Below are 26,874 nucleotides of genomic sequence, written 5' to 3'. Positions count from 1 at the left end.
CTCAAGGATTACGAAGCGGACGCTGACGGTAACCGATTCGAGATCAGTATCGACAAGAACGTCGCCAAGACTTTCACTGCCGATAACCTGATCGTGGCTGACGCGAGCGCTGCGCATATCGAGCTTGTGGGTCTGGCACCCGCTGACCTGCACCCGATGGGCTAAATCCAGAGGCTTGGAAGTGGCCTTGGTCTTGACGCACGTACCTATTAAGACCTCCATTGCCCTGCTAACGGCTGCTTTGGCCCCAAAGCAGCCGTAGGGCTCGGACTTACGGACTGTGCTACCGGTCAGCAGCGTACAACGGGGTTTACGTTAAATGCCTGCTTTTATCCGGCGGGTAACTTCGCTGGACTGCTATTAAACGGCATGGGTGATCCCAGCAGGCTGCGGCTTCTTAGTCGCCAGCAACCCGAGCCCCTTTGAGCATCTATAGTCCACCGAACCGGCTGCTATCGACCCAAAACGGACGATCATCTGCTCAATCCTATGAATCGACCAATTGACATGGGCCTAGGGCCGAATGTGCAAACGGCCGCGCCGTCTGGAATTAGCGGTTGCAGTGCCCTTGGCTAAATTCCTCGAGCACCATCCTGGCCAGCTCCGCGACATCAGCACGGTCCTCCACCACCAAAATGCGCTCGTGGCCCGATTGCTCATTAATTTTTTCTGGGGCAGGAAGGATGTGCAACTGACTGTCATCTGCAGGAAAGTACATGCGAATCGTGGTGCCGATTCTTTCCTCGGAATAAATTCGCGGTGCCGCCAGACTGCTTCATGAAGCCGTACACCATGGACAGTCCCAGTCCGGGTCCTTTGCCTTCTTCCTTAGTGGTGAAGAAGGGTTCCATGACAAGGCTGACAATGGCCGCGGGCATGCCGGAACCGTTGTCTGTAATCGCGACGCTGACGGGCGATAACTACCGTGACACGATCACCAACTCGACTGCGGGCGGCATCGGCGGAGGTGATGACGACGTCTTGATAGGCAATACCGAGATGGGTCTTGCCCCAGCCGATGTGCATCCGATGGGCTGACCCCAGAGGCTGGGAAGTGGCCTAGGTCTTGACGCACGTGACTCTTCAGAGCTCCATTGCCCTGCTACCGGTTTCTTTGGCGCCATAATGCGAGCTCTTGAGGATCTAACCATATGCCATCGCCACGATGGCCGTATCGGGCATAAAAGCAGTGCGGATGGGAATTGGCTCCTTTTCGGATCAGCGCGTAGCCCTATTCAAGCTAAAGAATTCGTACCGGCGGTCCGAGCCTGTATATCTATTCAGTGGGGGAAGTGCGACGTTGTTTGAATGTGTGTCGCCTCCATATCTTGACCGAGGCCGCACAGGCATTTTGATTTCATGCTCCTTGAAATCTTTCGGAGCAAGGATGCATGACCATTCCAGTGGTTATCCTGTGTAGAGCCAGCGAAACCGTCACATTCCTCGAACAATTTGCAGCCACCAGCGAAGAGTGGTCGATAAATTTTTTCAAGACTGCTGCGTCGTTGGTGCGTCATTTGAGAAAGTACTCGGCCGATCTCATTATTGTCAGCATGGCCGGCAGACGGTTTAGGGACTTGGCGAAATTCGCCGAATTTTACGACATGGTTTCGACCACGCCGATATTGATGAGTGGTACTGCGTTGCACCGTCGCGCTGCCGAGGCCTTCATCGCGTGCGGTGCCCAGGGTTTCAGCTCAGCTGATCCAGAAGACCGGATTGCGAGTATGCAGATCGTTCGCGATCTGATCCTGCGTTTTCGCTTGCACGGGCACATGGCAATCCGGGCAGTGCGCGCCGAGGTTACACTTAATGCGATCAGTGACGGCGTGATTGGCGCCGACACCAACGGCAATGTCGACTTCATGAATCCTGCCGCCGAAACGCTGACTGGTTGGTCCCAATCCCAGGCAAAAGGACAATCAATCGCCCAAGTGATGTCCATTGACATCGATGATTCGCTCGGTACCGAGCCACATCCTGTGCTACTGGCCCTGCAAACGCGATCCTCAACAGGTTTAAGCGCAGGCGCGGTGTTGGTTAAGCGCGACGGCGGTCGAGTGGATATTGAAGATTCCGTAGCCCCTATCATCGATTGCCGCGGTGATTTGACTGGGGCAGTAGTGGTGTTTCACGACGTTTCGGTGGAGCGCGCCATGAAGGTCAAAATGACCTACCTAGCCGAACACGACTATCTCACCCAGTTGCCCAATCGAGTGTTGTTCCAAGATCGGCTGGAGCAGGCGGTGCGAGCCGCACGGCGCGATCACCAGCGCTTGGGGGTGATGTACATTGACTTGGATAATTTCAAACATATCAACGATTCTCTCGGTCATGCCCTAGGCGACCAGCTGTTAGTCTCCGTGGCCGACGCCTTGACCGGAAGTGTCCGCGCCTCAGATACCGTGAGTCGCCAAGGAGGAGACGAGTTCGTGGTGCTGCTGCCCGCATTGCAGGTCGATGATGATGTTGGACCTATTGCCGAGAAGATTCTGAAGGCTATCAGTGCGGGTCATCCGCTGAATGACAGCATGCTTTATATCTCCGCAAGTATTGGTATCAGCTTCTTCCCCTCCGACGCTACCAATGTCGGAGACCTGATCCAACATGCTGATACCGCGCTTTATGACGCCAAAATGAAGGGCCGCAATCGTTATCAGTTCTTCATGCCCGCCATGAATGCCAAGGCGGTGGAACGCCAACTTATCGAAGCGGATCTGCGCAGCGCAATCCACCTAGGGCAGTTCATTTTGCACTACCAGCCGAAGGTGGATTTGAGCACTGGCCGAATCACCGGTGTCGAAGCCTTGATACGATGGTTTCATCCTCGCGAGGGCATGCTTGCTCCATCCCGGTTTATCGATATCGCCGAAGACAGCAAGCTGATCATTCCGATGGGGGAATGGGTCATGCGCGCGGCATGTCAGCAAATCAAGCGATGGAATCAGCAAGGTCTGGATGCTGTATGTGTCGCAATTAATGTATCGACCATCGAGCTGACGCAAAGCCGTTTTGTGGAAATGATACTGGCGATTATCGAAGAGGAGGGCATCTCACCGCAGTCCTTGCAGCTTGAGTTGACCGAAAGTGTGCTGATGGCCGATCTGCCACACAATCGGCAGGTGATGTTGCGCCTGAAGGCGGCGGGGCTGAGTCTGGCACTGGACGATTTCGGGACAGGTTATTCCAGTCTGGCCTACCTGACCCAGCTCCCATTCGATGTTTTGAAGATCGACCAGTCATTTATCCGACACGTAAATTCGCGAGCAGATAATTCGGCGATCGTCGCTGCCATACTCGCCATGGGGAAGAGCCTTCAGCACTGCGTAGTGGCCGAAGGCATTGAAGATTCCCAGGAGTTGGTTTTTTTGCAACGTAATGGCTGTCAGCAGGGGCAGGGCTACCTGCTCAGCCGACCCTTGAGTGAAACGCAGGTGACGGCCCTGCTGCGTGTAGGCCGCGTGAGTACATCCTTCAAATAGACATACACATCGTGTTTATGGGAGATGACGTTGAGCTGGTCGACTACCACTGATAGGAGAACTCAAATGACGATGTTCAATCCTCCGCATCCTGGCGAGGCGCTGCGCGAAGACGTGCTCCCTGAAATCAAGATGAGCGTCATGGCTCTGGCCAAGCACTTGGGCTACTCGCGTGTGCTGCTATCCAATGTGATCCACTGCCGAGCACCGATCAGTGCTGACATGGCAGTTCGTCTAGAGCGTGCTGGCTTGGGCAAGGCACGTATGTGGGTGGCTCGCCAGTCTGCTTATGACCTGTGGCAGGCAGAACATAAAGACAACATTCCCGCGATTTCAAGGGTTGCCCAAGCAGCGTAATGGAATTATGAAGTGGACATTTGGAACGTTATCATCTTCGACTTGCTTAGCGATCGCCCATGAGCCTACCGCCGCTCAAACCCACAATCAGCGACGCCGATCGCAAGCGCCGCCAAGAAGCTCTTGGCTCCACGGCCTGTTGACTCACGCCTTGGTCAAGCAATGTCCGAGGAACATCAGGATGAGCCAGGCATGGACTACTAGAATTCGGCATCGGAGCCCTTATGGCCACCCAGTTAACTGAAGAAGAGATGCGCCAGGCGTTGTTTGGTTCTGCGAGCGGTGTTGCGCCGGAGCCGGCACAGCCACAGCGCGATCAAAAAGAAGCGCCGGCGGTAGTGATACAGCCTCCCGCGCGGACCGCAAAGCGGGGCGCATCGGCAACACTGAGACCGAAACTCAGGGTGACGTTGCGGGTGGGCAATGAATATGAAGGTGAGACCCAAATGTTCAGCTACGACGCTGATACGTTAAGCACGCTCCAGGCGGAGCTCGACGCAACGAAAACCGCCCGGAAGAAGTTCAAGTATGTGGAACTTGTCTCGGTTACACCGTTCTCCTAACCCAGCGCGCTCTGGCGATGTAACGGACGCTGGCTTCAGTATTTGATCCGGAACGTTGGGAAGTCCTCACATTCAACGGCGGGACGCGGGAAAGCTTGGGGGGATTAGATGAGGGGCATGCTGAGAAAGTGGGCAGTCGCCACAGCGAACCCCGCTTCATTATTTACTGAGCGGGGTTCGGTCTTAATCACCCAACAGCATGATCGGTATGGGTAGCCACACCCACCACCTCGATCGGCGCGGCATCCGTCGACACATCGCGATCCGCAAAGCCCATGTTGTTGTACCGCAGGTGCTGCGTCTGATCGCCGCTCAGGGCGATCTGGAAAAACCGCCCCTGATCGTCGCTCTGCAGGTCACGGACATAGGTGCGGTCAAGGGTGGCGTTGTAGTCGATCTTCAAGGTGCCGTTGTAGCCATCCCCGATGTCGGTGTAGCCCAGTGCGCTGACGGAGAGGCTGTCATAGCCCTGATTGAAATCGGTGATCAGGTCGGTATGGCTCTGCTCCGCGGTACGGTAGCTGTCCTCGACGCTCTGGAACACGAAGTAATCACTACCGCTGCCGCCAGTGAGTTTGTCTGCGCCATGGCCACCGAGCAGGAAGTCATTATTGGCGCCCCCCTGCAGCACATCGTCACCATCCAGGCCATAGAGACGGTCCGCGTCTGCCGAGCCGATGAGCCTGTCGTTCGCCGCCGTGCCGATGGTCAAGATCTGTCCCGGGTAGGTGCTGGTTTTTTGCGGGCTGTCGGCGTGGGCGAACTCGACGGCGTTGGCGCCCAGGTCAAGCACATGGTTGCCGCTCAGGGCGATCTGGAAACGATTGCCGGCGCTGTCCAGCTCTTTTGAGCTGAGGCGAGTGATGTCGTTGGCGCTGTCGTAGGTCAGGCTCAGTGTGGTGCCGTAACCATCGCCGAAACCGGTGAAACCCAGAGCCGAGATATCGATCCGGTCGTGGTCGCCACTGTTGAAGTCGACGATCAGGTCCCGGCCCTGATTCTTCCCGGCGGCATCGACCTGGCTGTCGGTCAGTTGGTTATACACGAAGGTATCCGCGCCCTGACCGCCGATCAGCCGATCGGCACCAGCGCCCCCATCCAGGCGATCATCGTCGCCGCGGCCCGAAAGCATGTCGCGGCCGTCGCCGCCAACTAAGGTGTCGCGGCCGTGGGTGGTGCCGTGCAGGCTGTCGTCCCCAGAAGTGCCGGCGGTGAGTGGGAGAAAATTATCCGCCGTCAGGCTGGTGCGATAGTCGCCGTTGAGGATCAGTTCAAAGCGCTGGCCTTGGGCGTCGGCATCATAGCTCTTGAGGTAGGTGAGGTTCTTGTCAGCGTTGTAGGCCAGATCCAACGTGCCGTTGTGGCCATTGCCCAGGCCGCTCATCCCCAGACTGGTGACATCGATGCTGTCCTTGCTGGCATCGAAAGCGGTGATGGTATCGGTGTAACTGGCGCTTGCAGTGCGATAGCTGTCGGTCAGCTGGGTAAATCGGAACGTATCGTGGCCCTGCGCCCCCGCGAGCTGGTCGACGCCGGCACCGCCGATCAATACATTGTCCAGCACCCCACCCTGGATCAAATCGTCACCTGCACCACCATACAACACAGTGTTGTAGGCCTGGGCATATTCCGAGATCACGTCGTCACCCGAGGAGCCATAGGTGGTCAAGACATCTGTGTTATCGAAAACCGCGGTCGCGGTACCAACCACCTTCACTTCGCGCTCGGTGACATTGCTGATGAAGTTGTCAGCGATACGGTTGGCATCGCTCTGGCCGCGTTCCTCGACGCCGTAGGTGGACTTTGCGCCGTCATAATAGCCCGTGGCACCAATCACGTTGCCACGCACTTCGGTGCCGCTGCTGTCCTGTAAAAGCACGTAGGGCTGGTTGGCGTCCAGGTAGCTACCATCGATACGATTGGTGCTGATCTGTGTGCCCTGGGAGTCGCGTACCTCGATGGCCGACAGGGTGTTATACGAGATGGACAGATGATCGACCACCGCGTCGCTCGCCTTGTCGATCAGCACCCCGCTGGTACGGTTACTGCTGATCGATCCACTGATCAGCTGCGCCGCATGGCCGTTAGCGTCACCCTCAACGGCAACCCCATAGCCCTGATTGCTGGTGCTGTTGATGTCCTGCACGGTCACCACACCTTGAGTGGTGAGACCGTTCCCATCGTTGTCCCTGACGATCAGGTCATTGAGCGCACTGCCCACCAGCCCCGCCGTGATCACGCCGCCCTGCCCGTTATAGTCCACGTAGGCCTTGTTGGCCTGGACCTGACTGCCCTCGGCGCGCAGATCGAGGCCGTAGCCGGACGCGTTGGTGGCCTGGACGTAATTCAATGTCAGTTGTACGCCGTCGCCCAGAGATAAATCGCTGACCACGCCAGTGGTATGCGCGCGGTTGCCGTCGATAACCAGATTGCTGACGCCGACCGCATCGCCATCGGCACGGAGGATACCGTCGATATCGGCGCTGGAGCCGCTTGCCAGTTTCAGCGTCGCCCGATCAGTGGCGTCGCCTTCGAGCTGGACGTTGTCTTTGAGTATCAGCGCGTTGCCGGAGGCCTGGGCGCTGACGATATAGGTGCCGCTGGGGATCACCACCGTCCCGCCTCCGGCGGCCGATGCGGCGTCGATCGCGGCTTGCAGCGCCAAAGTGTCGTCAGTGTGCCCGTCGCCCACGGCGCCGAAGTCTTTGACACTGAATGAATTCGCCATCTGGTCATTCCTTAAGTGAGAGTCGAGGATTCATTGCTCGCAAGAAGGATCGACCTGAGAATCGCTTGATCATTCAATTGCAATCGATGGCAGTAGGCTTCTGCTCACCTCCCACGCGCGGGCGTGAGATTAATTTTCCTTGCCGCTGACGCGCCCGATACTTTCTGGAACAGGTGCATATCAGCGCTCCATCCCTGCGCAGGATGGCGGAGCTGAATGCAACAAAGTCGCCTGGATTGCGGGTAATGACGAAACGGTGTGCAGATAAAGCGCATGCCCTCGGGCAGACGCGATTGCCCTTAATGCTAGAGTTCAGTATTCGCGCTAGCTGTAGAGGTGGCATGTAAGCCCGCTGAGAGCGGCCAGTTATTGACGGCCATGCCTGCTCAACCACGCTTGTAAGTTATTCCTTGGCGCTATGACTTATCAGTTAGGCCATTCGATCAAATGCTTTCACGGTAACTTGGCGTTCTCGACCATTGTGTGGATGCGTAAGCGCATGGTTTCGATGGAGAACGGTTTTGTCAGCACGGCCATACCAGGTGCCAACCGACCACTTCCCAGCACAGAATTTTCCGCATAACCGGTGATAAACAAGACCTTCAGGTCTGGCCTGCAGACGCGACCTGCGTCCACCATCTGACGGCCATTCAGCCCGCCCGGTAGCCCAACGTCACTGATCAGCAGATCGATACGCGCATTTGACTGGAGTACATTCAGCCCTGCTGCGCTGTCACCTGCCTCGATAGCCATGTATCCGAGGTCTTCCAGGATGTCCATGACCAGCGTCATACGCTCGAATCCAACACCGTTGGGCACGGGTCCCAATCCCCGGTCTCGGCAAACCAGCTTCAATGATCAGAATTTTATCCCGACGGGCGCCTACAACATCGTCACTTCTCATCACAGCCCCTCTAACCCTCCTCGGGCTGAGTCTCCGCACAAGGTCAAGCTGACGATCGTCCGGCAAAGTCCCAGCCTGAAGGACCGGGCTTGCTGGCCTTTCAGGCTGGGAAGTATTGAGTCCCGCAACTGTAGGCTTTCAGTGGGCCTCAAGCATCGCGACTAAGGAAAAAGAGTTAGCCGCGCACCGTGCCGGCCGGCGATATCTTATAAGTGAATGAAGGCAGCTATAAATTCTTCGAAGTGCCGGTTCCCTATACCTCCGAAGTTGCGGTGAATTTTAGCGATGAATCCCGCATACTTCCCGTTTGATGGCTTTAAGCGCACGTCTACGAATCAGCCCGCTGAAGGGGCGTATCAGGTACCAATACAGGCGAAATTGGCGCAGGGCGGCGGCATCAAGGCACTGCACGCGTGTTTCCGTCACAAGACGGGTGACACCGTCACCAAGTTCAGTGGCGCTGAATCCGAGCACTAGACGCGCCGCGCCAGGCTGTTCGAAATGCTTAAAAGTTTCAGCATCCGGGACGGTTTCTTGGCCGTAGTCTAGCTTCCAGAAGCGCCCTGCCAGACCTAATGCGAGAGCTTTATCAGGAATGGTTCCAAGGTTGGTAAAGTTTTCAAGACTGAATGGCGGACGATTGCGAGCGGGAGCATTACCTAGCTTCCAAATTAACCGCTGCGGCATCTCGCGCAACGCGGTCATCGCCCGAACGAGTCGATCTTCGGTACTATCGTAGCTTTCGACAGCCCGCATTACTTGGGCAGCGGTAGCGCAAATATCGAGGGCGTGACGCTCACGAAAATGGTAATGCGGGAGGTAAATATCGAGCAGTTCCATTGCGTTACCTGCGGTTTTCGGCGCCCAACTCTAGCCATCAAGGTGATCGACACGCAAGGGGTATTTCGGCACTAGGGTATGCCTCTCCTCTCTTAACAGGCGACACGATCCGCCCGGCAACTAAACGCAATGACATAATAAGCGATCGCGCTTTATTGACAGCATGCAGGCCCTCTACGAACACAGAAAAAGACGCAAGAGCGCGTGATCAAACCGATGTATAAGGCTTATGCACAGCACGATTGACATTTTTGCTGGTCTATGTGGTGCCGTCCACCCATCGCCGAGTGCTCAAACGTGGCGAAGGCGGCGGCAACTCAGGCGTTGCTCAGGGAAATTAATCACGCAAGATGCAGACCGGTTTAACCAGCGGTGCCCATCGTTTATGTCAAGCTGCCTTTTGGCATGATTTTACAAGTAGAGCGTCAACATGGAGGATATAAACACCCAACTGGTGGTTCTGCTGGTGATAAAGCTTTCGCCGCTCTAGCACTTGGTGCTCTTTCTAGCGGGCGTTCATGGCAGAGTCCACGGCGTGGACCGACCAACTCCTGTTGTGGTGTCCGAAATTGTCGTCAAGCGATAGCAAATCTCGGTATCGCCGCCAATCTGGGCGGTCTTTTTCTGTCCTGCCAGTGACTTTTATTGCGAGAGCAGAGTGGGTTTGACAGAATTGAGAACCATTTCCATTAGTGATCTTTTCGATGGCAGTCAATTCCAGTGTCGCTTGCGCCAAGTTGACCGCCCGCCAAAGCCTGCTCCATCAGCTGTTCGGCGATCACCATGGGTGGTTGTTCGACCGGTTGCGGGCGCGATTGGGTTGCCCGAGCGATGCCGCGGACATGGCGTCCGAAACCTTTGCCCACGTGGTAGCACTGGATGATCCACATTCGATTCGCGAGCCACGAGCACTTTTAACGACCATTGCCAAGCGCTTGATGTACGCCAGTTGGCGCCGCCGCGATCTGGAGCGTGCCTATCTGGAGACTTTGGCTGGCGAGCCTGAGCAGTTTGCCCCGTCAGCAGAGCAGCAAGCGCTCGCGGTCGAAGCCTTGGTCGAGATTGATCGTATGCTTGAGGGACTGTCGTCCCGGGCCCGGGCGGCATTTCTGTACAGCCAGCTCGATGGCATGACCTACCTTGAAATCGGCCGCGAGCTGGGGGTATCCGTGCCGCGTGTTCATCAGTACGTGATCCAGGGGCTGCGTGCCTGTTTCGAGGCGCGGCTATGACTGCTGTACTGCCTGCTGCTGTGGATGAAGCCATTGCTTGGATGGCCTATCAGCGTTCCGGGTTTTTCGATGCGCATCAGCAACTGTCTTTCGAGCAGTGGCTTGCGGCCGACCGACACCATCAAGAGGCCTGGCAACAGTTGCAGCTTCGGTTGCAGACCACATTTGCCGGCGTTGACGGTGTGTCGGGCCGAATGTTGGCCAAGGACCGACTGGTTCGTCGTCGTGCCTTTCTGCGAGGGGCGTTGGGGCTATGCGGGTTGGCAGCTGGCAGTTATTGTCTGACCGGCCCGGGGAGGGGGCTGGCGGGACTGCGCTCAGATTTGAGTACCGGCACCGCCCAGCGTGAACGCATCGCTCTGCCAGACGGTTCGTCTCTGCTGCTCAACGCGCAAAGTGCAGTGAACCTGCGTTTCGGAGCACATAAGCGCGATGTTGAATTGCTTGATGGCGGTGTGATTGCCGACGTTCGGGCCAGCGAGCGGGATGCCCTGCGGCTGTGTTCTCGCCTGGGTACTGCGAGCATGGCCGAAGGACGCTGCATGATGATGCTCTTGCCGGGGGAGTCTCGTATCTGGGCGTTGAAGAAAAGCCTGCGGGTAACGCACATCAACGGCTCGGGTGCGACGTTGGCAGAGGGGCAGGGTGTACGGCTGACCGGCAGAGGTATCGAGCCGATCGGCAGGTCCGCGAACAGTGCTTCAGCGTGGTCGCAGGGCATGCTGGAGTCTCACGACCAGACGCTGGCAACGGTCATCGAGGCGTTGCGACCTTATCACCGAGGCGTGTTGACCCTCAGCCCCAAAGCTGCGCGACTGAAAATCTCCGGCGTGTTCAGCCTCGATCAAAGTGAACAGGCGCTGGCTGCAATGGCTGATGTGTTGCCGCTGCGGGTCGAGCATTTCCTGGGGGTCTGGACCCGTGTGTCCCTGAGCTGAGGTCCGCAAGAAAAAATTTTTCAATAGGCTCTTAATATTTCGCTGGCTCATCGCACAAGCAAGACAGTGCTGCGCCGTTTGCAGCTGTTCTGTCCTGACACCGGAGAGTCATTCACCCATGCGTCCTCAGTTCCTTTGCCCTTTGGCCATTGCTGTCAGCATTGTCGTTACGCCTGTAAACATCATTTTTGCTGCAGAGCCGGTCAGCGCGGCGGGACGCCAGATGTACGCCTTGCTCGCAGGTCCTCTGGAGGCGACGCTGATCGCGATCGGTCAGCGCAGTGGTCGTCAGGTGGTGTTCCTGCCGGATGACGTCAGAGGGCGACAGGCCCATGGAGTTTCCGGCCAACTGACAGCAGAGCAGGCCGTCGAGCAGGCACTGCAGGGCAGCGGACTGTCGCTTTTGATTAGTGGCAGCGGCGCGCTGAGCGTGCAGCCGGAAACCGGTGCGCTGATGTTAGGTGTGTCGAACATCGATGCAGTGTCCGATCAGGAATCGGCTTACGGTCCGGTCTATGGCTATGTGGCCAAACGTGCCGCCAGTGCGACCAAGACCGACACGCCACTGATTGAGACGCCGCAATCGATTTCCGTAGTTACCCGCGCCGAAATGGACGACCGCAAGAGTGACACCTTGGCAGATGCCTTGGGCTACACGCCAGGGTTTGTAAGCCAGCCCAATGGTTTCAGCCGGGTGGCGGACGATTACACCTTGCGCGGTTTCAACGTTGGCTCCGGGACTGGCGGTATTCTGCTCGACGGCATGAAATTGCAGTCCAGCGTCTACGATGGCGGCATCGAGCCGTTTGGTTTGGAGCGCGCCGAAGTGCTCAAGGGCGCTTCGTCTGTGCTGTACGGGCAGCTGTCGCCGGGAGGCATGATCAACGCCGTAAGCAAGCGGCCCACCGATACCCCGTTGCATCGGGTCGGCGTCGAATACGGTAGCCATGATCGCAAGCAGTACACCTTCGACCTGGCCGGCCCGCTGGATGAACAGGGTGAATTCTCCTATCGGCTCGACGGCCTGTGGCGCGACGCTGACACGCAGGTAGACCACATTCGCGACGACAAGCGCTACATCGCACCCTCTTTCACCTGGAAGCCGAACGACGATACCTCTCTCACTGTGCTCGCCAGCCACACCGAAGCACTCACCGGGCTGACGCCGCCGCTAACTTACGCCATGACCACCTACAGTCCAAACCCTGGACGCAAGATCGGGCGCGACGATTTTGTGGGCGAGCCCGGTTACGATCATTTCAACAGCCGCATCGATACATTGGGCTACGTGTTCGAACACAGCTTTAGCGACACGCTCAAAGTACGTCACGCCCTGCGCTACTACCAATCCAGGGTTTCCTGGAACTACCTGTTGCCGTTCAGCATTTCCGGTAACACGTTGAACCGCCGTTACAGCGAACGTGAAGAAACCTCCACCGGCTGGACCAGCGACAACAACGTTGAATGGAAGATCGACGCGGGCCGCTGGCGCCACACACTACTGGCGGGTGTGGACTACTACCACAAGACCTACGACACCCATCGCCACATCAGCGCCACAGTGGCGCAACTTGCTCCCCGCCTGAACCTCTCGACCTTTGCCTACACCGGGGTAGGGGCGAACACCGCACCCGAATCCGGGTGGGATATCCACAGCCGTCAGGTGGGTCTCTACCTTCAAGACCAGATCACCTTTGACGATCATTGGGTGTTTCTGTTGGGTGGTCGCCAGGACTGGGCAGAAAGCCGTAATTATTCCTTCGTCAATGGCGACCGTACGCCACGCAGTGACCAGAAACCTACCGGCCGTATCGCGCTGTTGTACCTGTTCGATAACGGCGTAGCGCCCTATGTCAGCTATAGCCAGTCGTTCCAGCCGGCCGATGTTGCCAACCCTGGCGTCGCGGGGACGTTCGACCCGATCGAAGGCGAGCAATACGAGGTCGGCATTCGCTACCAGCCACCGGGCAGCAACACGGTGCTCAGCGCGGCGGTCTACGAGCTGACACAGACCAACGCGATCACCTACAACGCCCTGACCGCGCAGTACGAGCAGTATGGCAAAAGCCGCTCCAAGGGGCTGGAACTCGAAGCCAAGACCGACCTGACTGACACCGTGAGCATGACGGCCAGCTACAGCTATACCGACGCGCATGTCTTGGAAGATAACGTCGTCACCAACATTGGCAAACGCCTTGAAGGGGTGCCTTACCACAACGCCTCGCTCTGGACGGACTATCGTCTGGCTGCGTTCGGTCTGCCGCAGGTCAAGATCGGCGTGGGCGCATTGTACACCGGTACCACCCGCACCACACCGACCGTCACTGATCGCAAGATCCCGGCCTACACCCGCTTTGATGCACGGGTCAGCTATGACATCGACGACCATTGGCAGTTGACTGCCAAGGCCCAGAACCTGACCAATGAGTCGTACCTGTCGTGCAATACCTCGTGCCGCTACGGCGACGAGCGCAGTGTCATCGGCTCTGTGAGCTACCAGTGGTGAGGCATGGCAGGCCCCAGCTGTCCGTTCGCTATAGGTTAGGGGTATTCTCAAGAATCCTCGCAGCGGTGATAGGCGGGTACGCCGTCACCGCGCTGTTCACCGCCTGCCTGGCCATCGGGTTGCCCCTTGTCGTGTTACAGCCTCGCGCCGAGACCGTGTTGGCAGCGACGTTGCCTGCCTTCCTGATTCTGTGCCTTGCAGCCATATGGGTTTTCGCGGCACGCTCGGCCAGGCGCGCCTGGCTGGGGCTGCTTGCCGCGATGTTGCTGCTCGGGGGCGTCTATGGGTGGTTGTCCGCCGTCTCCCTGCCCGGTGATGCGTGATGAAAGAAGGATTGCGTCAAAGCATGGCTTGGCTGCACACCTGGTCGGGGCTGGTTGTCGGCTGGCTGTTGCTGGCTATTTTCATGACCGGCACTGCCAGCTATTACCGCAGTGAAATCACCGCCTGGATGCACCCGGAAATTCGGCCCTCGGCGCCGATCAGCGAGGCCGCTTCACTCAAACAAGCGATGGACTGGTTGGAGCAGTGTGCGCCGGATGCCGCTTCCTGGCTGATTGATCTGCCCACGACGCGTCTGCCTGTGACTCAGGTCATGTGGCAAGGTGCAGGGGAGCGGCGTTACAACAGCGAGTGGCTTGATCCAGCCTCCGCGCAGACGCTAACCCCGCGCAAAACCTTTGGCGGAGACTTCTTTTACGGGTTTCATTTTCAGCTCAGCCTGCCGTCGCAGATCGGCCGCTGGATCGTTGGCGTTGCCAGCATGGCCATGCTCATCGCCATCGTCAGTGGCGTGATTATCCATCGGCGCATCTTCAAGGACTTCTTCACCTTCAGGCCAGGCAAGGGCCAGCGCTCTTGGCTCGATGCGCACAATACTTTGAGTGTGTTAGCGCTGCCGTTCCATGCAGTGATCACCTACACCGGGCTGATCACCTTGATGTTCATGTACATCCCGTGGGGCGTCGATCTGGTCTATGGCCCCGATCGCGCAGCGTTCTTTCGTGACATTCGCGACTTCAGTGCGCCGCAGGTGCCGGCGCTCGGGAGGGCCGTTTTGGCCTCGCCCGAAACCCTCATTCAGCAAGCCCGGCAGCATTGGGGTCAAGAGCATATTGCTCGTGTGTCGATCACTGCGCCGGGAGCCGTCAATGCCCGCGTCGAGCTGTTCAGGGACACCCTGGATCACGTCTCATCGCAGCCGCAACGGCTGGTGCTGGACGGCGTGGGTGGTGAGTGGGTCGGCACGAATCCGTCAACGGGGCCCGTCAAGGCTTTCTACGGTGTGATGTACGGGCTGCACTTGGCGCATTTCGCCGATCCGCTGTTGCGTGTGTTGTTATTTCTCAGTGGGCTGGGCGGCTGCGCGATGATTGCCACAGGGCTGCAGCTGTGGGTGGTCAAACGCAGAGGCAATTCAAGGCGTGGGGTCTATCGGCATATTGAAGGCCTGAACATCGCGGCAATGCTCGGACTGCCCACGGCGATGGCTGCGTTTCTCTGGGCCAACCGGCTACTGCCCGGCGATATGCCCGCTCGGGATATTCGTGAAATACAGGCCTTTTTCTGCACCTGGCTGCTAACGCTACTGCACGCTCAAATGCGGTTGACCCAACATGCCTGGCGAGAGCAGGCAATGCTGTGTGCGTTGACGTGTGGTGGTTTACCTGTGCTCGATATCCTCACAGGTCCCAATCCAATAAACGGGCTGAACCTGGTCTGCGGACTGCTGGGAATGAGTTTTGCGGTTGTGGCCTGGCGGCTCTACCAACCAGCGCAGCAGTGCATACCGCAAACTCGTGCGCCGGGTTCAAGGCCCCCCCGAAGCGAGAGGCATTCATGAGCCTGCTGACATGGAGCGCTTTGCTATACGCGGCCCTGACGGCCTTGTGCCTGTCGCTAAACAGACACTACCGTGACGTCTTTAACAACCGACCGATATGGCCCAGCCAGCGGGCGTTGCGTTGGTTGGGGTTCACTGGCATTGCGGGATCGTTACTCTTTTGTATAGCGAGTGCGCCAGATGGCCGATCATGGGTCATGTGGTTCTGCACATTCGCGGTGTTGAGCTGCACTATTAGCATGGGATTGGCTTATTTCCCGCGTTTCATTTCGCTGGCCGGGAAGACAGCGGTGACGGTGTTCTTAACGGCTGTGACCATCGAGTTTTCTTTTTGAGAGGTTTGACGCTGCACTGACCGTCCGCTATCGACCCAAAGCAGCCGCTCGACCTCAAGGCCTTTGCCAGTTACTAGCCGCGGAGAACGGGGTTTACGTTAAATGCCTGCTTTTGTCCGGCGGGTAGCCTCCCTGGACTGCTATTAAACGGCATCGGTGATCGCCCCAGGCTGCGACTTCTTAGTGGCCGGCAACCCGAGTGCCTTTGAGCATTTATAGTCCACCGAACTGGCTGCTTTCGACCCAAAGCGGACACTGCCGATCAGAACCATAAGGTGTTAGGCCTTTAATTTGCTCAGTTGCAAAACTTTTGTCTGATTGTCGTTCAAGTCCCATAAGGTACAAAATATTGCTTCGCCCTGGACCGAGATGAAGTGGCGATTCACGAAGGTTTTTAGCTTCTCTAGGTCTTTCCACAATATGTCGGTCTTGTCAGGACCAAAAGCGCCCGTACTGCCGTAGACGTATGGATTTGCTTCATGAAGCCAAGCATGTAGCCGTTGGTAAATTTCAGCAATTTGATCGTGGCTGAGCCGGTTTTCACTTATACCTTCCACGACAATCGTGTGCCCATCTGCACGCTCTCGCTCTGTTGCGGGACGGATAACGCTTGGGCTTGGAAGGGTATCAAAGCCTTTAGATTTCAGAGCCCTAAATATCTTTTCAGCGTTCCAGTGCTTCTTGGCATCGCGAGGTATCTGTTGAGCACCGTGCTCGATCGCAATGAGGCAAGCATACGCAATCCCTTCTACTATTTTACGCCCTTGGAACGCGGCTGATTCTGCACGGGTAAAGGACTCGCCTTCCGAGATACGAAGCAGCTCGATAACGTCAAACCGGGAGCGTACCCGCTTCATCAGGTCTTGATACATATGAACCGTGTTCATCTAATATCCACGTTTACGATTGCTTCAAGCAATTTGGTTAAGCTCTCTATTAGATCACGTTGAGGTAACTGATGCGGTAGAGACATTTATCTCCTTTTGCGTCCGCTTCTGGCCGGAAGCGGCCTCTTCACATTGACCTTCTTAAACTTGCGCGGCACGGGATCAGGACGTTTTACGCACGGGGATCTTATACAAGCGAGCGATCAGTGCTTCTTCATTTGGATAGAAGAACCATTATCGGGATTTTGTGTGGTGCCCTGATCATTGTTGGAGGTGTCGAAACACCCTGAGAGACCAGCGATAAGGAAGGTGGCAAGGCAAACTGTTCGGAAAGGGCTCATGAGGGGCTCCAGGGTCGGTTATCGAGGCGAACCGGCGCTTCAGAAGGCCGGTTCAGGGCAAGCATCAGGCTGTCGGCTCTGCCTCAAATCGAAGGCGAAGCCTGGGCAAACGGCGTATCACTCACTGAATTGGCGCATAGTGCTTTCGAACGCACGGTTGGCCATGGCTTCAAGGGGAAGCTTGCGGTGGGTGTCCGAAATCACTTCCAACCCCCACGGGCCTTCATAACCTGAAGCTTGAATCGCTCTGATAAATGCCGTGATATCAAAGATCCCATCGCCCGGCAGGACGCGTTTGTGGATCGTGTCCATCCACAGCGGTTCAATGGGGTATTTGTGCGCATCGTTCAGCTCGACCGACTTGATGAATCTTGCCGGGATGCGGGCGATCTCGCTGAAGTCGATGCCACCCCGCTGCAGATGCCAGATGTCGAGTAACAGTCCTCCGTTTGGCTGATCAGCGCCTTCAACGATCGCCAAAGCCGTTTTGATCGTCCGCACGTTACTGAACGGCATGATTTCCAGGACGATGTTGGCGCCCACCTCGGCAGCTTGCTGGCAGAGCAGGGAGAACTCTTTGATCATGAGATCAATGTCTGCCAGCTCTTCTCCTATACCTGGGCCGATTTTGATTGAGCGAATGCCCAGCGCTTCCGCTGCCTTGAGCAATTCCCGGCGCACCTTGTCCGACTGACGTCGACGCTCACCGTCGTGGTACCAGTCCACCAGGAACTCCAGTTCGATGTGTTTGATTCCGTTCTGCTCGAGAATGGTCTTCATGGCGGGATAACCGATCTGATCAACCGTCGCCATCATTCCGTTGTGTACCAAACCGATACCTTTGAAGCCTGCTCTGCCCGCAGCCTCCATTCGGTCTTCAAACGAAAACGGGCTCACTTCACTAGGGCCCATCGGGTAAATGTCACCGGCAATCGTCCAGTAAGCCGCAAGAAGTTCTATGTTTTGGGTAGCCATTGCCTTTAGTGCCTCTCATCTCTACAAATCAACGTGCAATCAGCCTAAGGTAGAGTGCGGGTCTGATAAACCCGGATGTAGTCGTCATTGAGTGGAGCAGGAGTGGACAATGCCTTATGTTGAACAGCCCATGAGCGGGGTAGTCATTTTTGTCACCGCCGCAAGGGCTGGAAGCTTTACCTCGGCTGCCGACCAGTTGGGCATAACCAAATCCGCAGTGGGAAAAAGCATCGCGAAGTTAGAAGAAAGGCTGGGTTGCAAACTGTTTCATCGGTCTACCCGCCGCCTGGGACTGACCGTTGAAGGGGAAGCTTATTTCGCAAGCTGCTCGTTGGCCGTGGATGAGATTCTCGCTGCCGAAACATTCCTGACGAGCAACCAGAAGACGCCCAGTGGTCGTCTTCGAATCGACCTGCCAGCCGCCTATGGGCGGAGCATCGTTCTGCCGGTGCTGTTGGACGTCCTTGACGCGAATCCAGAACTCAAATTGACGGTGACCTTCACGGACAGCGTGATTGATCTGATCGAGGACGGCATCGATCTCAGTATTCGATTCGGGACGCTCAAGGACGCAAGCGGCCTGGTAGCCAGGCGTCTTGCTGTACAGAAACAGATGATCTGCGCTGCGCCTCGGTACCTCGAAAAACACGGTCAACCGGAGTCTCTGGAAGACCTTCAACAACACCGCTGTATCGTCAACTATCGAAGAGGCCAGCGGATGAGTTGGTCTGTCCTGCATGAAAGCGGTGAGATCGCCCGAATCATTCCGCCCAGTACCCACGAGGTAGGAGACGGGGATGCCATCATTGCTATGGCGGCAGCAGGGCAGGGTATTTGTCAGATGCCCAGCTCTCTCATCCGTGATCATCTCAAGGACGGAAGGCTTGTTCCCGTGCTTGAAAAATACAACCCAGGCGACGTCGCCATCCACGTGGTATGGCCCCAGACGCGGCATTTGCAGCCAAAGGTAAGACGTGTCGTGGATGAGCTCGTTGCCCGGGCGGAGAGAGGGGAGTTGAGCTGATCGCCAGCAGTTCTGCCCAGGCGGCTCTCGACCCATAGTGGCCTGTCGTTGATTGCTGAGTCCGATCATAAAAGATGCGGAGTACTTAATCGAAGTAGCTAGTATTGGCTGCGTAGAGACCTCGTTCTCTGTACGCTTCCCCATGGCAGCCACTTTTTTGGTCAAGACTAGCTGCTAGAATCCCGCCGATTTCGCGATGAAACACTGAGAAGTCACATGAACAAAGAATTGACCGAAGAAGAGATGCGTCAGGCGTTGTTCGGCAACGCTCAAATACCCACGCCGGTAACCCCTCCCTCCTTGACGGAGCTCGAAGCGGAAATCATTACTGCGCCCGTCCGGAAGATTGCAAAAAAGAAGCCCTCCAAGACCTTCACTCCGAGGCTCTTGGTTACACTCCGGGTAAGCAACGAGTTTGAAGGCAAGACGTATGAAATCCTACATGAGGCAGATACCCTGAGTACCCTACTGGCGGAACAGGAAGCCACAAAGGCAGCCAGGAGGAAATACCGCTACGTGGAAGTCGTGTCGGTCAAGTCAATGTAACGGAAAATGCACGACACCCCGCCATGTCAGGTTGCTGTTGGCTAGAGGCCGTCGCTTCGTATGGCTCTGATTTGATGCAATCCGGCCCAGAATCCCGTGCATCCGCCAATCCGTACCCTTGCGAGCAGAGCGCCTAGGAAATGTGCTGATGACTGATGATTACGGTGATTACGATCATGACAGAGACTATGTGCCTGCGTACCTTACCCCGGATCAAATTCCACAGTACGCACTGGGCGAGGCTCTGAAATCGCTGACGTTGTTCAGCACGGACAGGAACCTTGTCAGTCAGGCGATGAATCTGACAATCGTTGACGAATTCGTGATGGACCTGGAGTACGACTACCTCCGCGCCAAGTTCAACGAAATATCCAACCCCTATGATTCGATCTTCCTTTCTGCTCAGTCGCAGATGTGGATTTTCAGCTCGTATGAGGTCATAAGGACGTGGATGCAGAAGTCCAAGGGCTATCTACTCACTGCAAAAAACTCGGGGCTTCACCAGAAGCTCGAAAGCCTGAAACGCGACCGGGGCTACGTCAATTATGCAGCCCTGCAAAAGGCTGATGAAGTTCAGGCTCTGATTGATAACCCCTCGCTTTTGAAGGAGCTGGAGAATGATCTGGCGCGTACCAGTTTCCTTTTCATCCGCTTGGAAACGCTACGTGTGGCCTTGGCTAAGCACGAGGTCAGGAAGCGCCCAAATGCCATGATGGTAGGTAGTACAGTGGGGTATATGAACCGTGAATGCGGTTCGCTGGAATATCAGATGAACTGCGGCATGGTGATTCAGGGCAATATCTCACGTAGGGACATCGCTGATGACATCCGGGCTATTCCTGAATCCACCGTGCCGACTGCCGATGAAGTAAAGAGCTATGACCAGTTCATGCGTGGGCTGTCTGATGACGAAGCATTGGAGCTTTTCAAAAGCTTCGAGCGACCCTAATTTTTAAAGAAATGAGGGAAAGAGCATATGAGCGATCTAGCAATCACGTACTTCAACCAAACGCAAATGATGCTGCTGGATCTGCACAGTTCGGTACTCCGTCATTTGATGGCTACGGAATCCATGGAAGAAGCGCGCAAAGGTAATCAAGACACGGTTGAGCTGTTCGATGGTGTTGTACAACGTGATGGCATCAGAGACGTATGCAGCGTGGGTTTGGACAGGGTTAAGCTGAAGCTCCAGGGCAATATCCGTGCGATTGAAACCTATGAGGTTTTGATCGACATTGCAGCAGGCGCATTCCTCCAAATTTCAAAACAAGCCCTCTCCATCGCATACGGTGAAAGAGAAAATGCTCCCCCAGGACCGAGCGTTTCGTCCACCTGTATCAGGGATCTGATTTGGCACGGCCGCAATCAGTCGATGCATTACGAAGAAACACGACTGATGCCAGTGCTGAACGAGCAAGGTAAGGTAATCAAGGGTAAGGGGCGCAGCTCCTGGGTTGAAACATTTCAAAAACTGAACGACCAAAGACCTGATCGCTTCGAAATGTCGCCACCTTATCGATCGCTTGCCAAGGATGTTCTAGACACTCTCGAGTGGACCTACGATTACGCCAAATTCGAGCGTGACATGAGGAATTTGCTCGGGGTTCACACTTGATTGTAAACGTATAGGAAACAGGGTGGCGGCGCAGTAACAGTAGCCTCGCTGTTTTTTCTGAATGAATACCTTACGTGGCATGTCTCATGCGCTGACGGCTCCATTCCGGCGCCGGCATGCCAGGACTCCCCACATGACTTCACCTCTTAACGTCGTCGCGATCATGAAAGCCAAGCCAGGCAAGGAAGCGCAATTGAAAAACCTGCTGCAATCCGCCCTGCCGCAATTCCAGCACGAGCCTGGGTGCCAGGCCTATGCGCTGTTGACGGATCTTGAAGACCCCACCCGCTTTGTTTCCTACGAAAGCTGGGACGATGAAGCGGCACTGCAAGCGCACATGAAGGCCCCGACCCTGACAAACGCTATGCCGGTTCTGGAAAATATCCTAGCCGAGCCCATGCAGCAGATTCGCCTTAATCAATTGCCGGGCAGCACCGTCTAGGTCGTGATATGCCATGCACGCGGGATTGACATCCGGTCAAAGGGAATGAAGCGATGTCCACGAACGAAATGCGCAGGCGCGAATGGATGGCTGCTGGCTACAAATCAGACATGGGCAGCGCCATTGCGAGCCGTCCACCAGCAGCCAGCTCTACGATCCGCCTGTACAACCTAACCAGCGTCAAACACGCTTTGAGCAACATCGAGAATCACCGCCTCAAGGTATCTCGCTTCGCGGATCTGAATGACCCCTTCGAGCTGCTTGCCGCGAACTTCAAAGAACATCAAACCCGCCAGGTTGTAAGAGGTTGGAAGGATAAAAACCAGTCTCAGATGGGCTTACTGTGCTTCGCCGGAGATTGGTCAGAGCCGGTGATGTGGAGCCATTACGCTGAGAAGCACGCAGGTATTTGCTTAGGGTTTGATGTGTGCCGCAGTCAGGTTCAACAGGTCAGCTACCAGGACGACCGCATTCTCGCAGCACTCAGCCCCACGCCAATACCAGACAAGCTGAGTGAGGAGCTACAACAACAGTTGCTAAGCACCAAGTCCGCTGGATGGCGTTATGAGGAGGAATACCGTCGTTTCATAGACTTGGATACTGCGGATGCTGAAGGTAGGCTGCATTTCTGGCCTATTAGTGGCGATATTCAATTGACAGAGGTAATCCTAGGCGCCCTATGTGAGGAGCCGCTCGAATCGGTAAGACAGAAGGTTAAACGACATTTTCCAAACGCCGTTGTCTTCAAGTCCAGACTTGCCTTCCAGTCCTTCAAAATTGTGCCTGATGCGCGAACGGTCATTTAGAGCCAGGGACGCGACCTCCAGCTGACCGTCACCACTTGAGGGATTTCGGCTGCCGAGTCCAATGACTTGGTGGCTGTTGCCAGCAACGTCGGCAAGTCGCCCTGTCCACCACCAGATCCACGAACAACGGAAAAATTCATGCGAATAATTACGTATAAAAGAACTCACGTGGGTGATCCGGACAGAACCGGTACATTTGGAATCCTTGGTTGCATGGGGAACGTACGAAACTGGGAGTTTGATGCAGTGATTGGTATTGGGGGGATCGGAAGTGAACCGCAGAGCCATGGTATCGCGGGACGTGTTACATGGGTCGGCCGAAAACCGAAAAAACAGCAGGGCCTTTCAGGTGTAGGAATGCTCGTTACCTTCGAATCGTTTACCCTTTTAGATAGCAAGGGGCCGCTACTTTTGGAAATTGCTCCAAACCTTGCTCGAAGAATGTATGAGGGCAGGGTCCGTACGCTACTAGATAGCTATTCATTTGATGAACAGGCTGAGGCTGAGCATGTCATCCAACTACTGCTTGGATCTACCCGAGTGCTGCATCAAGAGCCGGAGTTGACAGGCAAAACCGATGTCGCCGACGGTACAACGATCTGCCCTTATATTCGTTGTACATTATCACGAAGATTGAGTTAAAAAATGCTAGGAAAAAACGCGCTACCGCCTAAGCCCAGCCCAAGTTGGGACGAGGCCGTAGGAGAGGGAGCTTTGCCCTACGAATCGGATAGGATGATACTGGCTATGTCAAAAGGGATGACAACACTGACCTTCCATGGTGGACCCAGCGATGGTGAGGTGCTGACCAACGTACCGTCTATGCGTGTTTTTCCATTGGTGCACCTTCCAACTGGCTCTGGATTTACGGAGGAGGCAGATGGTCAGATGGGTGTTTTTGCTAAAGCCGGTGAATTGCCGTCGAACTGGTTCATTTTCAAAACAGCGCGCTATGCCAAGCGGGAAACCGATTCTGGCCGTACCGGTGTGCACTATGACTTCGTCGAAGAGGCATTAATCTCGCGATGCCGAGCTATCACTTTGAAAGGCGGATGGTGCAAGAATGAGGCTGTTCCTGATCAGAAGGTCTGTAAAACTCATGCTCGCGCTGCCAACCTAGAACTGAAACCTGATGCGTAATCATTGAAGTGCGCCTAAGCCAATCCGATAGAGTTTCTAGGAAGAGAACCTCATGACTGCGTTACGCAAAGCGGGAGATTTCCCAAACAAAGCGGTTGTCGAGTACGCGACTGTTCAAGTGGAGATCCCGCACAGGCTGATTCCGGTAAATTTGCGCAATGAGTTCTATGAAGACGACGACCTTGTAAAAGATCTTTTCGTCTCTCCAACCGGACGCCTCAGCTACAAAACGCTGTACCTAGACAGTGAAGCATTAGCGCAGCAGTTCGCGGCCAGCCTGGTTGAGTTATTCAAGAACAGGCCCTACCGCAACCACTACAAAATGGCAGTCACTGTTGAACGGACCACTATGACCGTGACGGCTACCAAGGGGAAAATCAAACACTCAGCACTGGTGGCTAGCTATCTTGCTAGGTGATAGTTAATGAACGAAAAGCCTGCCCAGCACTGGCTTTGGCAGTACCAGGCCATGAGTCTCGCGGCCGCAAATCGATCTGGACATACCATGGAAAAAAACTGGGAGCAAACGCTGATCGCTGTTATTGAGCGTGAACTCGCTCAGCTGGAGTGGCTCATCAAATGTGAACGTGCCGGTGAGGAAGACGTTGAGCGCGGGGATGTTCATGCTCAAATCGACCGTTTGGGCGGCCTGACCGACCTAGCCGATCCGGAAGGATTGCCCGTGAGCGAAACGACAGCTGCCAGGCTGCGTCAGCTGAATGAGGTCGTCATGGGCATGGTTCGTTCTAGGCTTTCGAACATCTAGGAAAAAACGGAATATGTGTATTTGCAAAGAATGTACGGGTATTGTTGGTTGTGAAAATTATTCTTAATGGAGATAAGTCGTGGGCCAAGCAAAATGGAGAAAAATAAATGATCCATATTATGGAAATCCTGATGCAAGGGCGATGTATTACGACTTCCCTGAAGGATATCCAGAGTTTTACCCGCAGGAACTTATAGATCATCTTGAGAAAGACGACGGTGAAATCCTGTCAGAGTCGATGGTAGATGAGATATACACCCATCTTGGGAGTTTAGGTAGGTTCTGTCAGCATAAGGTGTGGTCGCTTGACCATGAATTTTACAATATAGAGCCCATGAGGGTGGCTTATGCAACAATAAAATCATGTAGATTTGGAGCCTTCTCTTATACGTCCAATGGCAGTTTAACCCAGGAAAAATTCGACTTTATAGGTATAAATTTAGGCACACCTGCCATTCTGTTGAGTAATTTTTAAAAAATCCTCAGCCATTCTCAAAGCTTTGTAGGCTATGGCAATTATAAGAGCGAAGATCCTGAAGAACCATATCACGCTCTAAGCACGGTCGCGCATCCGGATAAAGACTTTTCTCCCCCAAAATGCTTAGTTAGAAAGCAATATGCCAAGCTTTTGACAGAGATCGCGTTGGATTTTGTCATTATGCATGAAGCAGCGCATTTATATAAAGGCCATTCGGATTGGGTTAAGCTGGACCATAAGTTCAGGAGCTCTGTGGTCGAAGGCTTTGAAGAATCGATTATTCCTGCAAATAAATTAGCAGCGCAATTTTTAGAGGTTGATGCGGATGATTGTGCGCTGCAGTTTGTAATAGCTAGCATATTGAGTTACGGTGAAGATTATAGGGCTAAGATTGCCAAGGTTAATAAGTCGAAAAGAGCGGCATACAAGCTTGCTTTTGGTAGTGTAATGCACTCGCTGAAAACCTTATTATATGCCGTATATGTTTTGCATCGCGGAGTAGATTTTGGCGAGTGGCGAGAAGAAATAAATGCTGAATCACACCCAAGAGGTCTTTTACGATGCAGGTATGTTTTTAATCGTTTTCTAGAAATCACCATGTGGCATGGTATAGCAACAGGAGATAGAGAAGAATTCGAGAATTTCTGCTTGGCTATAGTATTAGAGGCCGAGCGTGATATGGCACGCATTGAAGAAAGGGAATCAGAAGAAAAGAGGTTTTTGGATGTGTTGAAGTCTTCAAAAGCTAGTCAGCACATACAGCAGATTAACAAAATGCAGAACATAATTGAAGATGTAACGTGGCAGTACGTCAGAGGTAACCTTTTTCCAAGCACTGCTAAAATGAAAAAGAAGAGGGAATCTAACATCGCTTTTCGTGGAGTTAACCCTCATAGAAATATCGGCCGTCCATCTAGTATTTAACTTTGTAGGTCGGTGAATCCTCCGGACGATTCTCCCGCCGGTCGTAGATCTTGGTCGTACTGATGTTGGCATGTCCCAGCCAGGCCTGGACCTTGGCGATGTCGGCTTCATGCTCCAGGGCATTGGTTGCCGCGGTAGCCCTGAGTCCGTGCACTCCAAGGCCGTCGACCTGAATCCCGGCCTTTTTCGCGTAGGCCGCGACCACGGCATAGATGCCGTTGGCCGTGATCCCGGCGCCGGTCAGCCTGCCTCGCAGCGGCATGAACAGTGGCACCTTCCGCTCGGCCAGATGATGCTCTGAGCTTTCCAGGTACTGGTGAATACGCCCGGCCGCGATCGGGTGCAACGGCAGGTATCGCACCTTGCCGCCCTTGCCATGCACCTTCAGGTGCTGGATCCCGCGGCGTTCCTGGATGTCGCTCACCTGCAGCAGCGCCGCTTCTTCACGGCGCAGCCCGTGATAGAGAAGAACAGCCAATATCGCCCGGTCGCGCTGCCCTTTAAGTGTTGCTTCATCCGGCGCTTCGAGCAGCGCCTTCGCCTGGTGATCGCCCAGTGCCGGCGTCTTGCCTTCGTTGCTTTCGATCCTGGGTCGTTTCACCCCGTGCACCGGATTGCCGCCGGCGATCGCATTGCTTTCCAGCAGGTGATCAAACAGGCTGGCCAGCGCGGCCAATTTGCGGCGGATCGTGGCTCCGGCCAAACCGCGATGCTCGAGCTGGGCGCGCCAGGCCAGAACATGCGATCGGGTCACCACGCGAAATTCATCGGCAGACGCCAAACCGACAAAACTACAGAAGTCTTCCAGGTCATTCTGGTAGGCACGTCGTGTCCGCGGATTGTCCAGGTTGGCAAACCACTCGACCGCGGCCGGAACCTGGGCCAGCGTCTGAAATTCGACCGACGTGAGCCGACGTTGATCGTTCTGATGGGCTTTCGTCAGTTTCTGCATACCGTTCTCATTATTGGCTTACTTGCGATCACTAGCTGTCCAACTGGTCACAAAAGCAATACCAAATCGGTCCGCCGTGTCTGAAACCGATAAACGGTAATAACTGGTGATAACGTATTTCTTACACCTGCAAGTAAAGGCCAGTCAGCCTGATTGCGGGCAAGCCTGCTCCTTCTCAGATGACCGCGTCGACCTCTGGAAGAACGTCTCTCGGCATGAACAGCGAAAAAGTTGTGCCGTGGCCTTCCTG

The 26,874-nt window shown here is 55.2% G+C and carries 27 protein-coding genes and 2 pseudogenes; 22 read left to right on the top strand and 7 right to left on the bottom strand.

The features are described 5' to 3' along the window. Positions 1-574: 574 nt before the first annotated feature. Positions 575-911: pseudogene (locus BBI10_RS27005) on the bottom strand (ATP-binding protein); the annotation flags it as partial. On the opposite strand from BBI10_RS27005, the gene BBI10_RS27795 reads away from it, so the two are divergent. The 4 genes from BBI10_RS27795 (at position 877) to BBI10_RS00580 (ending at position 4,402) form a co-directional block, all read left to right on the top strand. Further along, positions 877-1,038, top strand: a complete 162-nt coding sequence (locus BBI10_RS27795; protein ID WP_244160278.1) for a hypothetical protein — start codon at positions 877-879, stop codon at positions 1,036-1,038. The pseudogene BBI10_RS27005 and the gene BBI10_RS27795 overlap by 35 nt on opposite strands. 353 nt (positions 1,039-1,391) lie before the next feature. Next, entirely contained in the window at positions 1,392-3,482 is a 2,091-nt protein-coding gene (locus BBI10_RS00590) for a putative bifunctional diguanylate cyclase/phosphodiesterase (protein WP_065986082.1), read from the top strand. A gap of 66 nt (positions 3,483-3,548) precedes the next feature. Further along, positions 3,549-3,839, top strand: coding sequence for a HigA family addiction module antitoxin (locus tag BBI10_RS00585; protein ID WP_065986081.1), 291 nt, complete (start codon positions 3,549-3,551; stop codon positions 3,837-3,839). A 224-nt stretch (positions 3,840-4,063) separates the two neighbouring features. Next, complete coding sequence (locus tag BBI10_RS00580; protein ID WP_065986080.1) at positions 4,064-4,402, top strand: hypothetical protein; 339 nt, start codon at positions 4,064-4,066, stop codon at positions 4,400-4,402. 187 nt (positions 4,403-4,589) lie between these two features. Here BBI10_RS00580 and BBI10_RS28175 read toward each other — a convergent pair whose 3' ends face one another. The 3 genes and pseudogenes from BBI10_RS28175 to BBI10_RS00565 all read right to left on the bottom strand — a co-directional run bounded on the left by BBI10_RS28175 (position 4,590) and on the right by BBI10_RS00565 (position 8,874). Further along, entirely contained in the window at positions 4,590-7,130 is a 2,541-nt protein-coding gene (locus tag BBI10_RS28175) for a M10 family metallopeptidase C-terminal domain-containing protein (protein WP_065986079.1), read from the bottom strand. Between the two features lie 453 nt (positions 7,131-7,583). Next, positions 7,584-7,916, bottom strand: a pseudogene (locus BBI10_RS00570) (response regulator); the annotation flags it as partial. A gap of 397 nt (positions 7,917-8,313) precedes the next feature. Beyond that, positions 8,314-8,874 (bottom strand): DUF2867 domain-containing protein, encoded by a 561-nt coding sequence (locus tag BBI10_RS00565; RefSeq protein ID WP_065986077.1) that lies wholly within the window; start codon positions 8,872-8,874, stop codon positions 8,314-8,316. A gap of 704 nt (positions 8,875-9,578) precedes the next feature. On the opposite strand from BBI10_RS00565, the gene BBI10_RS00560 reads away from it, so the two are divergent. The 6 genes from BBI10_RS00560 to BBI10_RS28420 all read left to right on the top strand — a co-directional run bounded on the left by BBI10_RS00560 (position 9,579) and on the right by BBI10_RS28420 (position 15,728). Continuing rightward, positions 9,579-10,106: a sigma-70 family RNA polymerase sigma factor gene (locus BBI10_RS00560; protein WP_065986076.1), complete on the top strand. Its 528-nt coding sequence runs from the start codon at positions 9,579-9,581 to the stop codon at positions 10,104-10,106. Then, a complete protein-coding gene (locus BBI10_RS00555; protein WP_065986075.1) occupies positions 10,103-11,044 on the top strand; it encodes a FecR domain-containing protein in 942 nt (313 codons plus the stop codon). Before BBI10_RS00560 ends, BBI10_RS00555 begins: the two co-directional genes overlap by 4 nt. Positions 11,045-11,162: 118 nt before the next feature. Continuing rightward, positions 11,163-13,550 carry a TonB-dependent siderophore receptor gene (locus BBI10_RS00550; RefSeq protein ID WP_083232969.1) on the top strand — a complete coding sequence of 796 codons (2,388 nt, stop codon included), beginning with the start codon at positions 11,163-11,165 and terminating at the stop codon, positions 13,548-13,550. Beyond that, a complete protein-coding gene (locus BBI10_RS28310; protein ID WP_347876454.1) occupies positions 13,484-13,873 on the top strand; it encodes a DUF3649 domain-containing protein in 390 nt (129 codons plus the stop codon). Before BBI10_RS00550 ends, BBI10_RS28310 begins: the two co-directional genes overlap by 67 nt. Then, entirely contained in the window at positions 13,873-15,393 is a 1,521-nt protein-coding gene (locus tag BBI10_RS00540) for a PepSY-associated TM helix domain-containing protein (protein WP_065986074.1), read from the top strand. Before BBI10_RS28310 ends, BBI10_RS00540 begins: the two co-directional genes overlap by 1 nt. After that, positions 15,390-15,728: a DUF3325 family protein gene (locus tag BBI10_RS28420; RefSeq protein WP_065986073.1), complete on the top strand. Its 339-nt coding sequence runs from the start codon at positions 15,390-15,392 to the stop codon at positions 15,726-15,728. The genes BBI10_RS00540 and BBI10_RS28420 overlap by 4 nt, the downstream gene beginning before the upstream one ends. Before the next feature lie 278 nt (positions 15,729-16,006). On the opposite strand, the gene BBI10_RS00530 is transcribed toward BBI10_RS28420, so the two are convergent. After that, positions 16,007-16,615 carry a hypothetical protein gene (locus tag BBI10_RS00530; protein WP_065986072.1) on the bottom strand — a complete coding sequence of 203 codons (609 nt, stop codon included), beginning with the start codon at positions 16,613-16,615 and terminating at the stop codon, positions 16,007-16,009. A 458-nt stretch (positions 16,616-17,073) separates the two neighbouring features. Beyond that, the gene (locus BBI10_RS00525; RefSeq protein WP_065986071.1) at positions 17,074-17,931 is read right to left on the bottom strand and encodes a sugar phosphate isomerase/epimerase family protein; all 858 of its coding nucleotides are present in this window, start codon (positions 17,929-17,931) and stop codon (positions 17,074-17,076) included. A gap of 109 nt (positions 17,932-18,040) precedes the next feature. Here BBI10_RS00525 and BBI10_RS00520 point away from each other — a divergent pair, with 109 nt between their 5' ends. The 12 genes from BBI10_RS00520 to BBI10_RS00470 all read left to right on the top strand — a co-directional run bounded on the left by BBI10_RS00520 (position 18,041) and on the right by BBI10_RS00470 (position 25,672). Continuing rightward, on the top strand, positions 18,041-18,955 hold the full coding sequence (locus BBI10_RS00520; protein WP_065986070.1) for a LysR family transcriptional regulator: 915 nt from the start codon (positions 18,041-18,043) through the stop codon (positions 18,953-18,955). A 216-nt stretch (positions 18,956-19,171) separates the two neighbouring features. Further along, entirely contained in the window at positions 19,172-19,501 is a 330-nt protein-coding gene (locus BBI10_RS00515) for a hypothetical protein (protein WP_065986069.1), read from the top strand. A 148-nt stretch (positions 19,502-19,649) separates the two neighbouring features. Continuing rightward, complete coding sequence (locus BBI10_RS00510) at positions 19,650-20,450, top strand: hypothetical protein (RefSeq protein WP_065986068.1); 801 nt, start codon at positions 19,650-19,652, stop codon at positions 20,448-20,450. A 27-nt stretch (positions 20,451-20,477) separates the two neighbouring features. Continuing rightward, a complete protein-coding gene (locus BBI10_RS00505) occupies positions 20,478-21,116 on the top strand; it encodes a hypothetical protein (protein WP_065986067.1) in 639 nt (212 codons plus the stop codon). Between the two features lie 133 nt (positions 21,117-21,249). Beyond that, positions 21,250-21,558 (top strand): putative quinol monooxygenase, encoded by a 309-nt coding sequence (locus BBI10_RS00500; RefSeq protein WP_060709020.1) that lies wholly within the window; start codon positions 21,250-21,252, stop codon positions 21,556-21,558. Positions 21,559-21,611: 53 nt separating this feature from the next. Continuing rightward, the gene (locus BBI10_RS00495; protein ID WP_065986065.1) at positions 21,612-22,364 is read left to right on the top strand and encodes a DUF2971 domain-containing protein; all 753 of its coding nucleotides are present in this window, start codon (positions 21,612-21,614) and stop codon (positions 22,362-22,364) included. Positions 22,365-22,502: 138 nt separating this feature from the next. Further along, positions 22,503-23,006, top strand: coding sequence for a hypothetical protein (locus BBI10_RS26995; RefSeq protein WP_141695074.1), 504 nt, complete (start codon positions 22,503-22,505; stop codon positions 23,004-23,006). Positions 23,007-23,078: 72 nt separating this feature from the next. Then, on the top strand, positions 23,079-23,504 hold the full coding sequence (locus BBI10_RS00490; RefSeq protein ID WP_141695073.1) for a hypothetical protein: 426 nt from the start codon (positions 23,079-23,081) through the stop codon (positions 23,502-23,504). A 52-nt stretch (positions 23,505-23,556) separates the two neighbouring features. After that, complete coding sequence (locus BBI10_RS00485; protein WP_065986063.1) at positions 23,557-23,922, top strand: hypothetical protein; 366 nt, start codon at positions 23,557-23,559, stop codon at positions 23,920-23,922. Between the two features lie 6 nt (positions 23,923-23,928). Further along, complete coding sequence (locus tag BBI10_RS00480) at positions 23,929-24,270, top strand: hypothetical protein (RefSeq protein ID WP_244160277.1); 342 nt, start codon at positions 23,929-23,931, stop codon at positions 24,268-24,270. Positions 24,271-24,349: 79 nt separating this feature from the next. Then, positions 24,350-24,745: a hypothetical protein gene (locus tag BBI10_RS00475; RefSeq protein ID WP_141695072.1), complete on the top strand. Its 396-nt coding sequence runs from the start codon at positions 24,350-24,352 to the stop codon at positions 24,743-24,745. 168 nt (positions 24,746-24,913) lie between these two features. Further along, complete coding sequence (locus tag BBI10_RS00470; RefSeq protein ID WP_141695071.1) at positions 24,914-25,672, top strand: hypothetical protein; 759 nt, start codon at positions 24,914-24,916, stop codon at positions 25,670-25,672. Here BBI10_RS00470 and BBI10_RS00465 read toward each other — a convergent pair. Beyond that, positions 25,662-26,624, bottom strand: coding sequence for a tyrosine-type recombinase/integrase (locus BBI10_RS00465; protein ID WP_065986060.1), 963 nt, complete (start codon positions 26,622-26,624; stop codon positions 25,662-25,664). The genes BBI10_RS00470 and BBI10_RS00465 overlap by 11 nt on opposite strands. Positions 26,625-26,874: the final 250 nt, after the last annotated feature.

The sequence above is a fragment of the Pseudomonas graminis genome (assembly GCF_001705435.1).
In the GTDB taxonomy this organism is placed as follows: Bacteria; Pseudomonadota; Gammaproteobacteria; order Pseudomonadales; family Pseudomonadaceae; genus Aquipseudomonas; species Aquipseudomonas graminis_B.
This window is presented reverse-complemented; position numbering and strand designations above follow the sequence as displayed.

Excerpts from the sequence above, each read along its gene's own strand:
- BBI10_RS00580 (WP_065986080.1), top strand. The coding sequence starts at position 4,064 with ATGGCCACCCAGTTAACTGAAGAAGAGATGCGCCAGGCGTTGTTTGGT.
- BBI10_RS00500 (WP_060709020.1), top strand. The coding sequence starts at position 21,250 with ATGACTTCACCTCTTAACGTCGTCGCGATCATGAAAGCCAAGCCAGGC.
- BBI10_RS00510 (WP_065986068.1), top strand. The coding sequence starts at position 19,650 with ATGACTGATGATTACGGTGATTACGATCATGACAGAGACTATGTGCCT.
- BBI10_RS00540 (WP_065986074.1), top strand. The coding sequence starts at position 13,873 with ATGAAAGAAGGATTGCGTCAAAGCATGGCTTGGCTGCACACCTGGTCG.
- BBI10_RS26995 (WP_141695074.1), top strand. The coding sequence starts at position 22,503 with ATGCGAATAATTACGTATAAAAGAACTCACGTGGGTGATCCGGACAGA.
- BBI10_RS28175 (WP_065986079.1), bottom strand. The coding sequence starts at position 7,130 with ATGGCGAATTCATTCAGTGTCAAAGACTTCGGCGCCGTGGGCGACGGG.
- BBI10_RS00465 (WP_065986060.1), bottom strand. The coding sequence starts at position 26,624 with ATGCAGAAACTGACGAAAGCCCATCAGAACGATCAACGTCGGCTCACG.
- BBI10_RS00565 (WP_065986077.1), bottom strand. The coding sequence starts at position 8,874 with ATGGAACTGCTCGATATTTACCTCCCGCATTACCATTTTCGTGAGCGT.
- BBI10_RS00515 (WP_065986069.1), top strand. The coding sequence starts at position 19,172 with ATGAACAAAGAATTGACCGAAGAAGAGATGCGTCAGGCGTTGTTCGGC.
- BBI10_RS00520 (WP_065986070.1), top strand. The coding sequence starts at position 18,041 with ATGCCTTATGTTGAACAGCCCATGAGCGGGGTAGTCATTTTTGTCACC.
- BBI10_RS00560 (WP_065986076.1), top strand. The coding sequence starts at position 9,579 with ATGGCAGTCAATTCCAGTGTCGCTTGCGCCAAGTTGACCGCCCGCCAA.
- BBI10_RS00555 (WP_065986075.1), top strand. The coding sequence starts at position 10,103 with ATGACTGCTGTACTGCCTGCTGCTGTGGATGAAGCCATTGCTTGGATG.
- BBI10_RS00585 (WP_065986081.1), top strand. The coding sequence starts at position 3,549 with ATGACGATGTTCAATCCTCCGCATCCTGGCGAGGCGCTGCGCGAAGAC.
- BBI10_RS00530 (WP_065986072.1), bottom strand. The coding sequence starts at position 16,615 with ATGAACACGGTTCATATGTATCAAGACCTGATGAAGCGGGTACGCTCC.
- BBI10_RS27795 (WP_244160278.1), top strand. The coding sequence starts at position 877 with ATGCCGGAACCGTTGTCTGTAATCGCGACGCTGACGGGCGATAACTAC.
- BBI10_RS00505 (WP_065986067.1), top strand. The coding sequence starts at position 20,478 with ATGAGCGATCTAGCAATCACGTACTTCAACCAAACGCAAATGATGCTG.
- BBI10_RS00495 (WP_065986065.1), top strand. The coding sequence starts at position 21,612 with ATGTCCACGAACGAAATGCGCAGGCGCGAATGGATGGCTGCTGGCTAC.
- BBI10_RS00550 (WP_083232969.1), top strand. The coding sequence starts at position 11,163 with ATGCGTCCTCAGTTCCTTTGCCCTTTGGCCATTGCTGTCAGCATTGTC.
- BBI10_RS00485 (WP_065986063.1), top strand. The coding sequence starts at position 23,557 with ATGACTGCGTTACGCAAAGCGGGAGATTTCCCAAACAAAGCGGTTGTC.
- BBI10_RS00525 (WP_065986071.1), bottom strand. The coding sequence starts at position 17,931 with ATGGCTACCCAAAACATAGAACTTCTTGCGGCTTACTGGACGATTGCC.
- BBI10_RS00480 (WP_244160277.1), top strand. The coding sequence starts at position 23,929 with ATGAACGAAAAGCCTGCCCAGCACTGGCTTTGGCAGTACCAGGCCATG.
- BBI10_RS28420 (WP_065986073.1), top strand. The coding sequence starts at position 15,390 with ATGAGCCTGCTGACATGGAGCGCTTTGCTATACGCGGCCCTGACGGCC.
- BBI10_RS00590 (WP_065986082.1), top strand. The coding sequence starts at position 1,392 with ATGACCATTCCAGTGGTTATCCTGTGTAGAGCCAGCGAAACCGTCACA.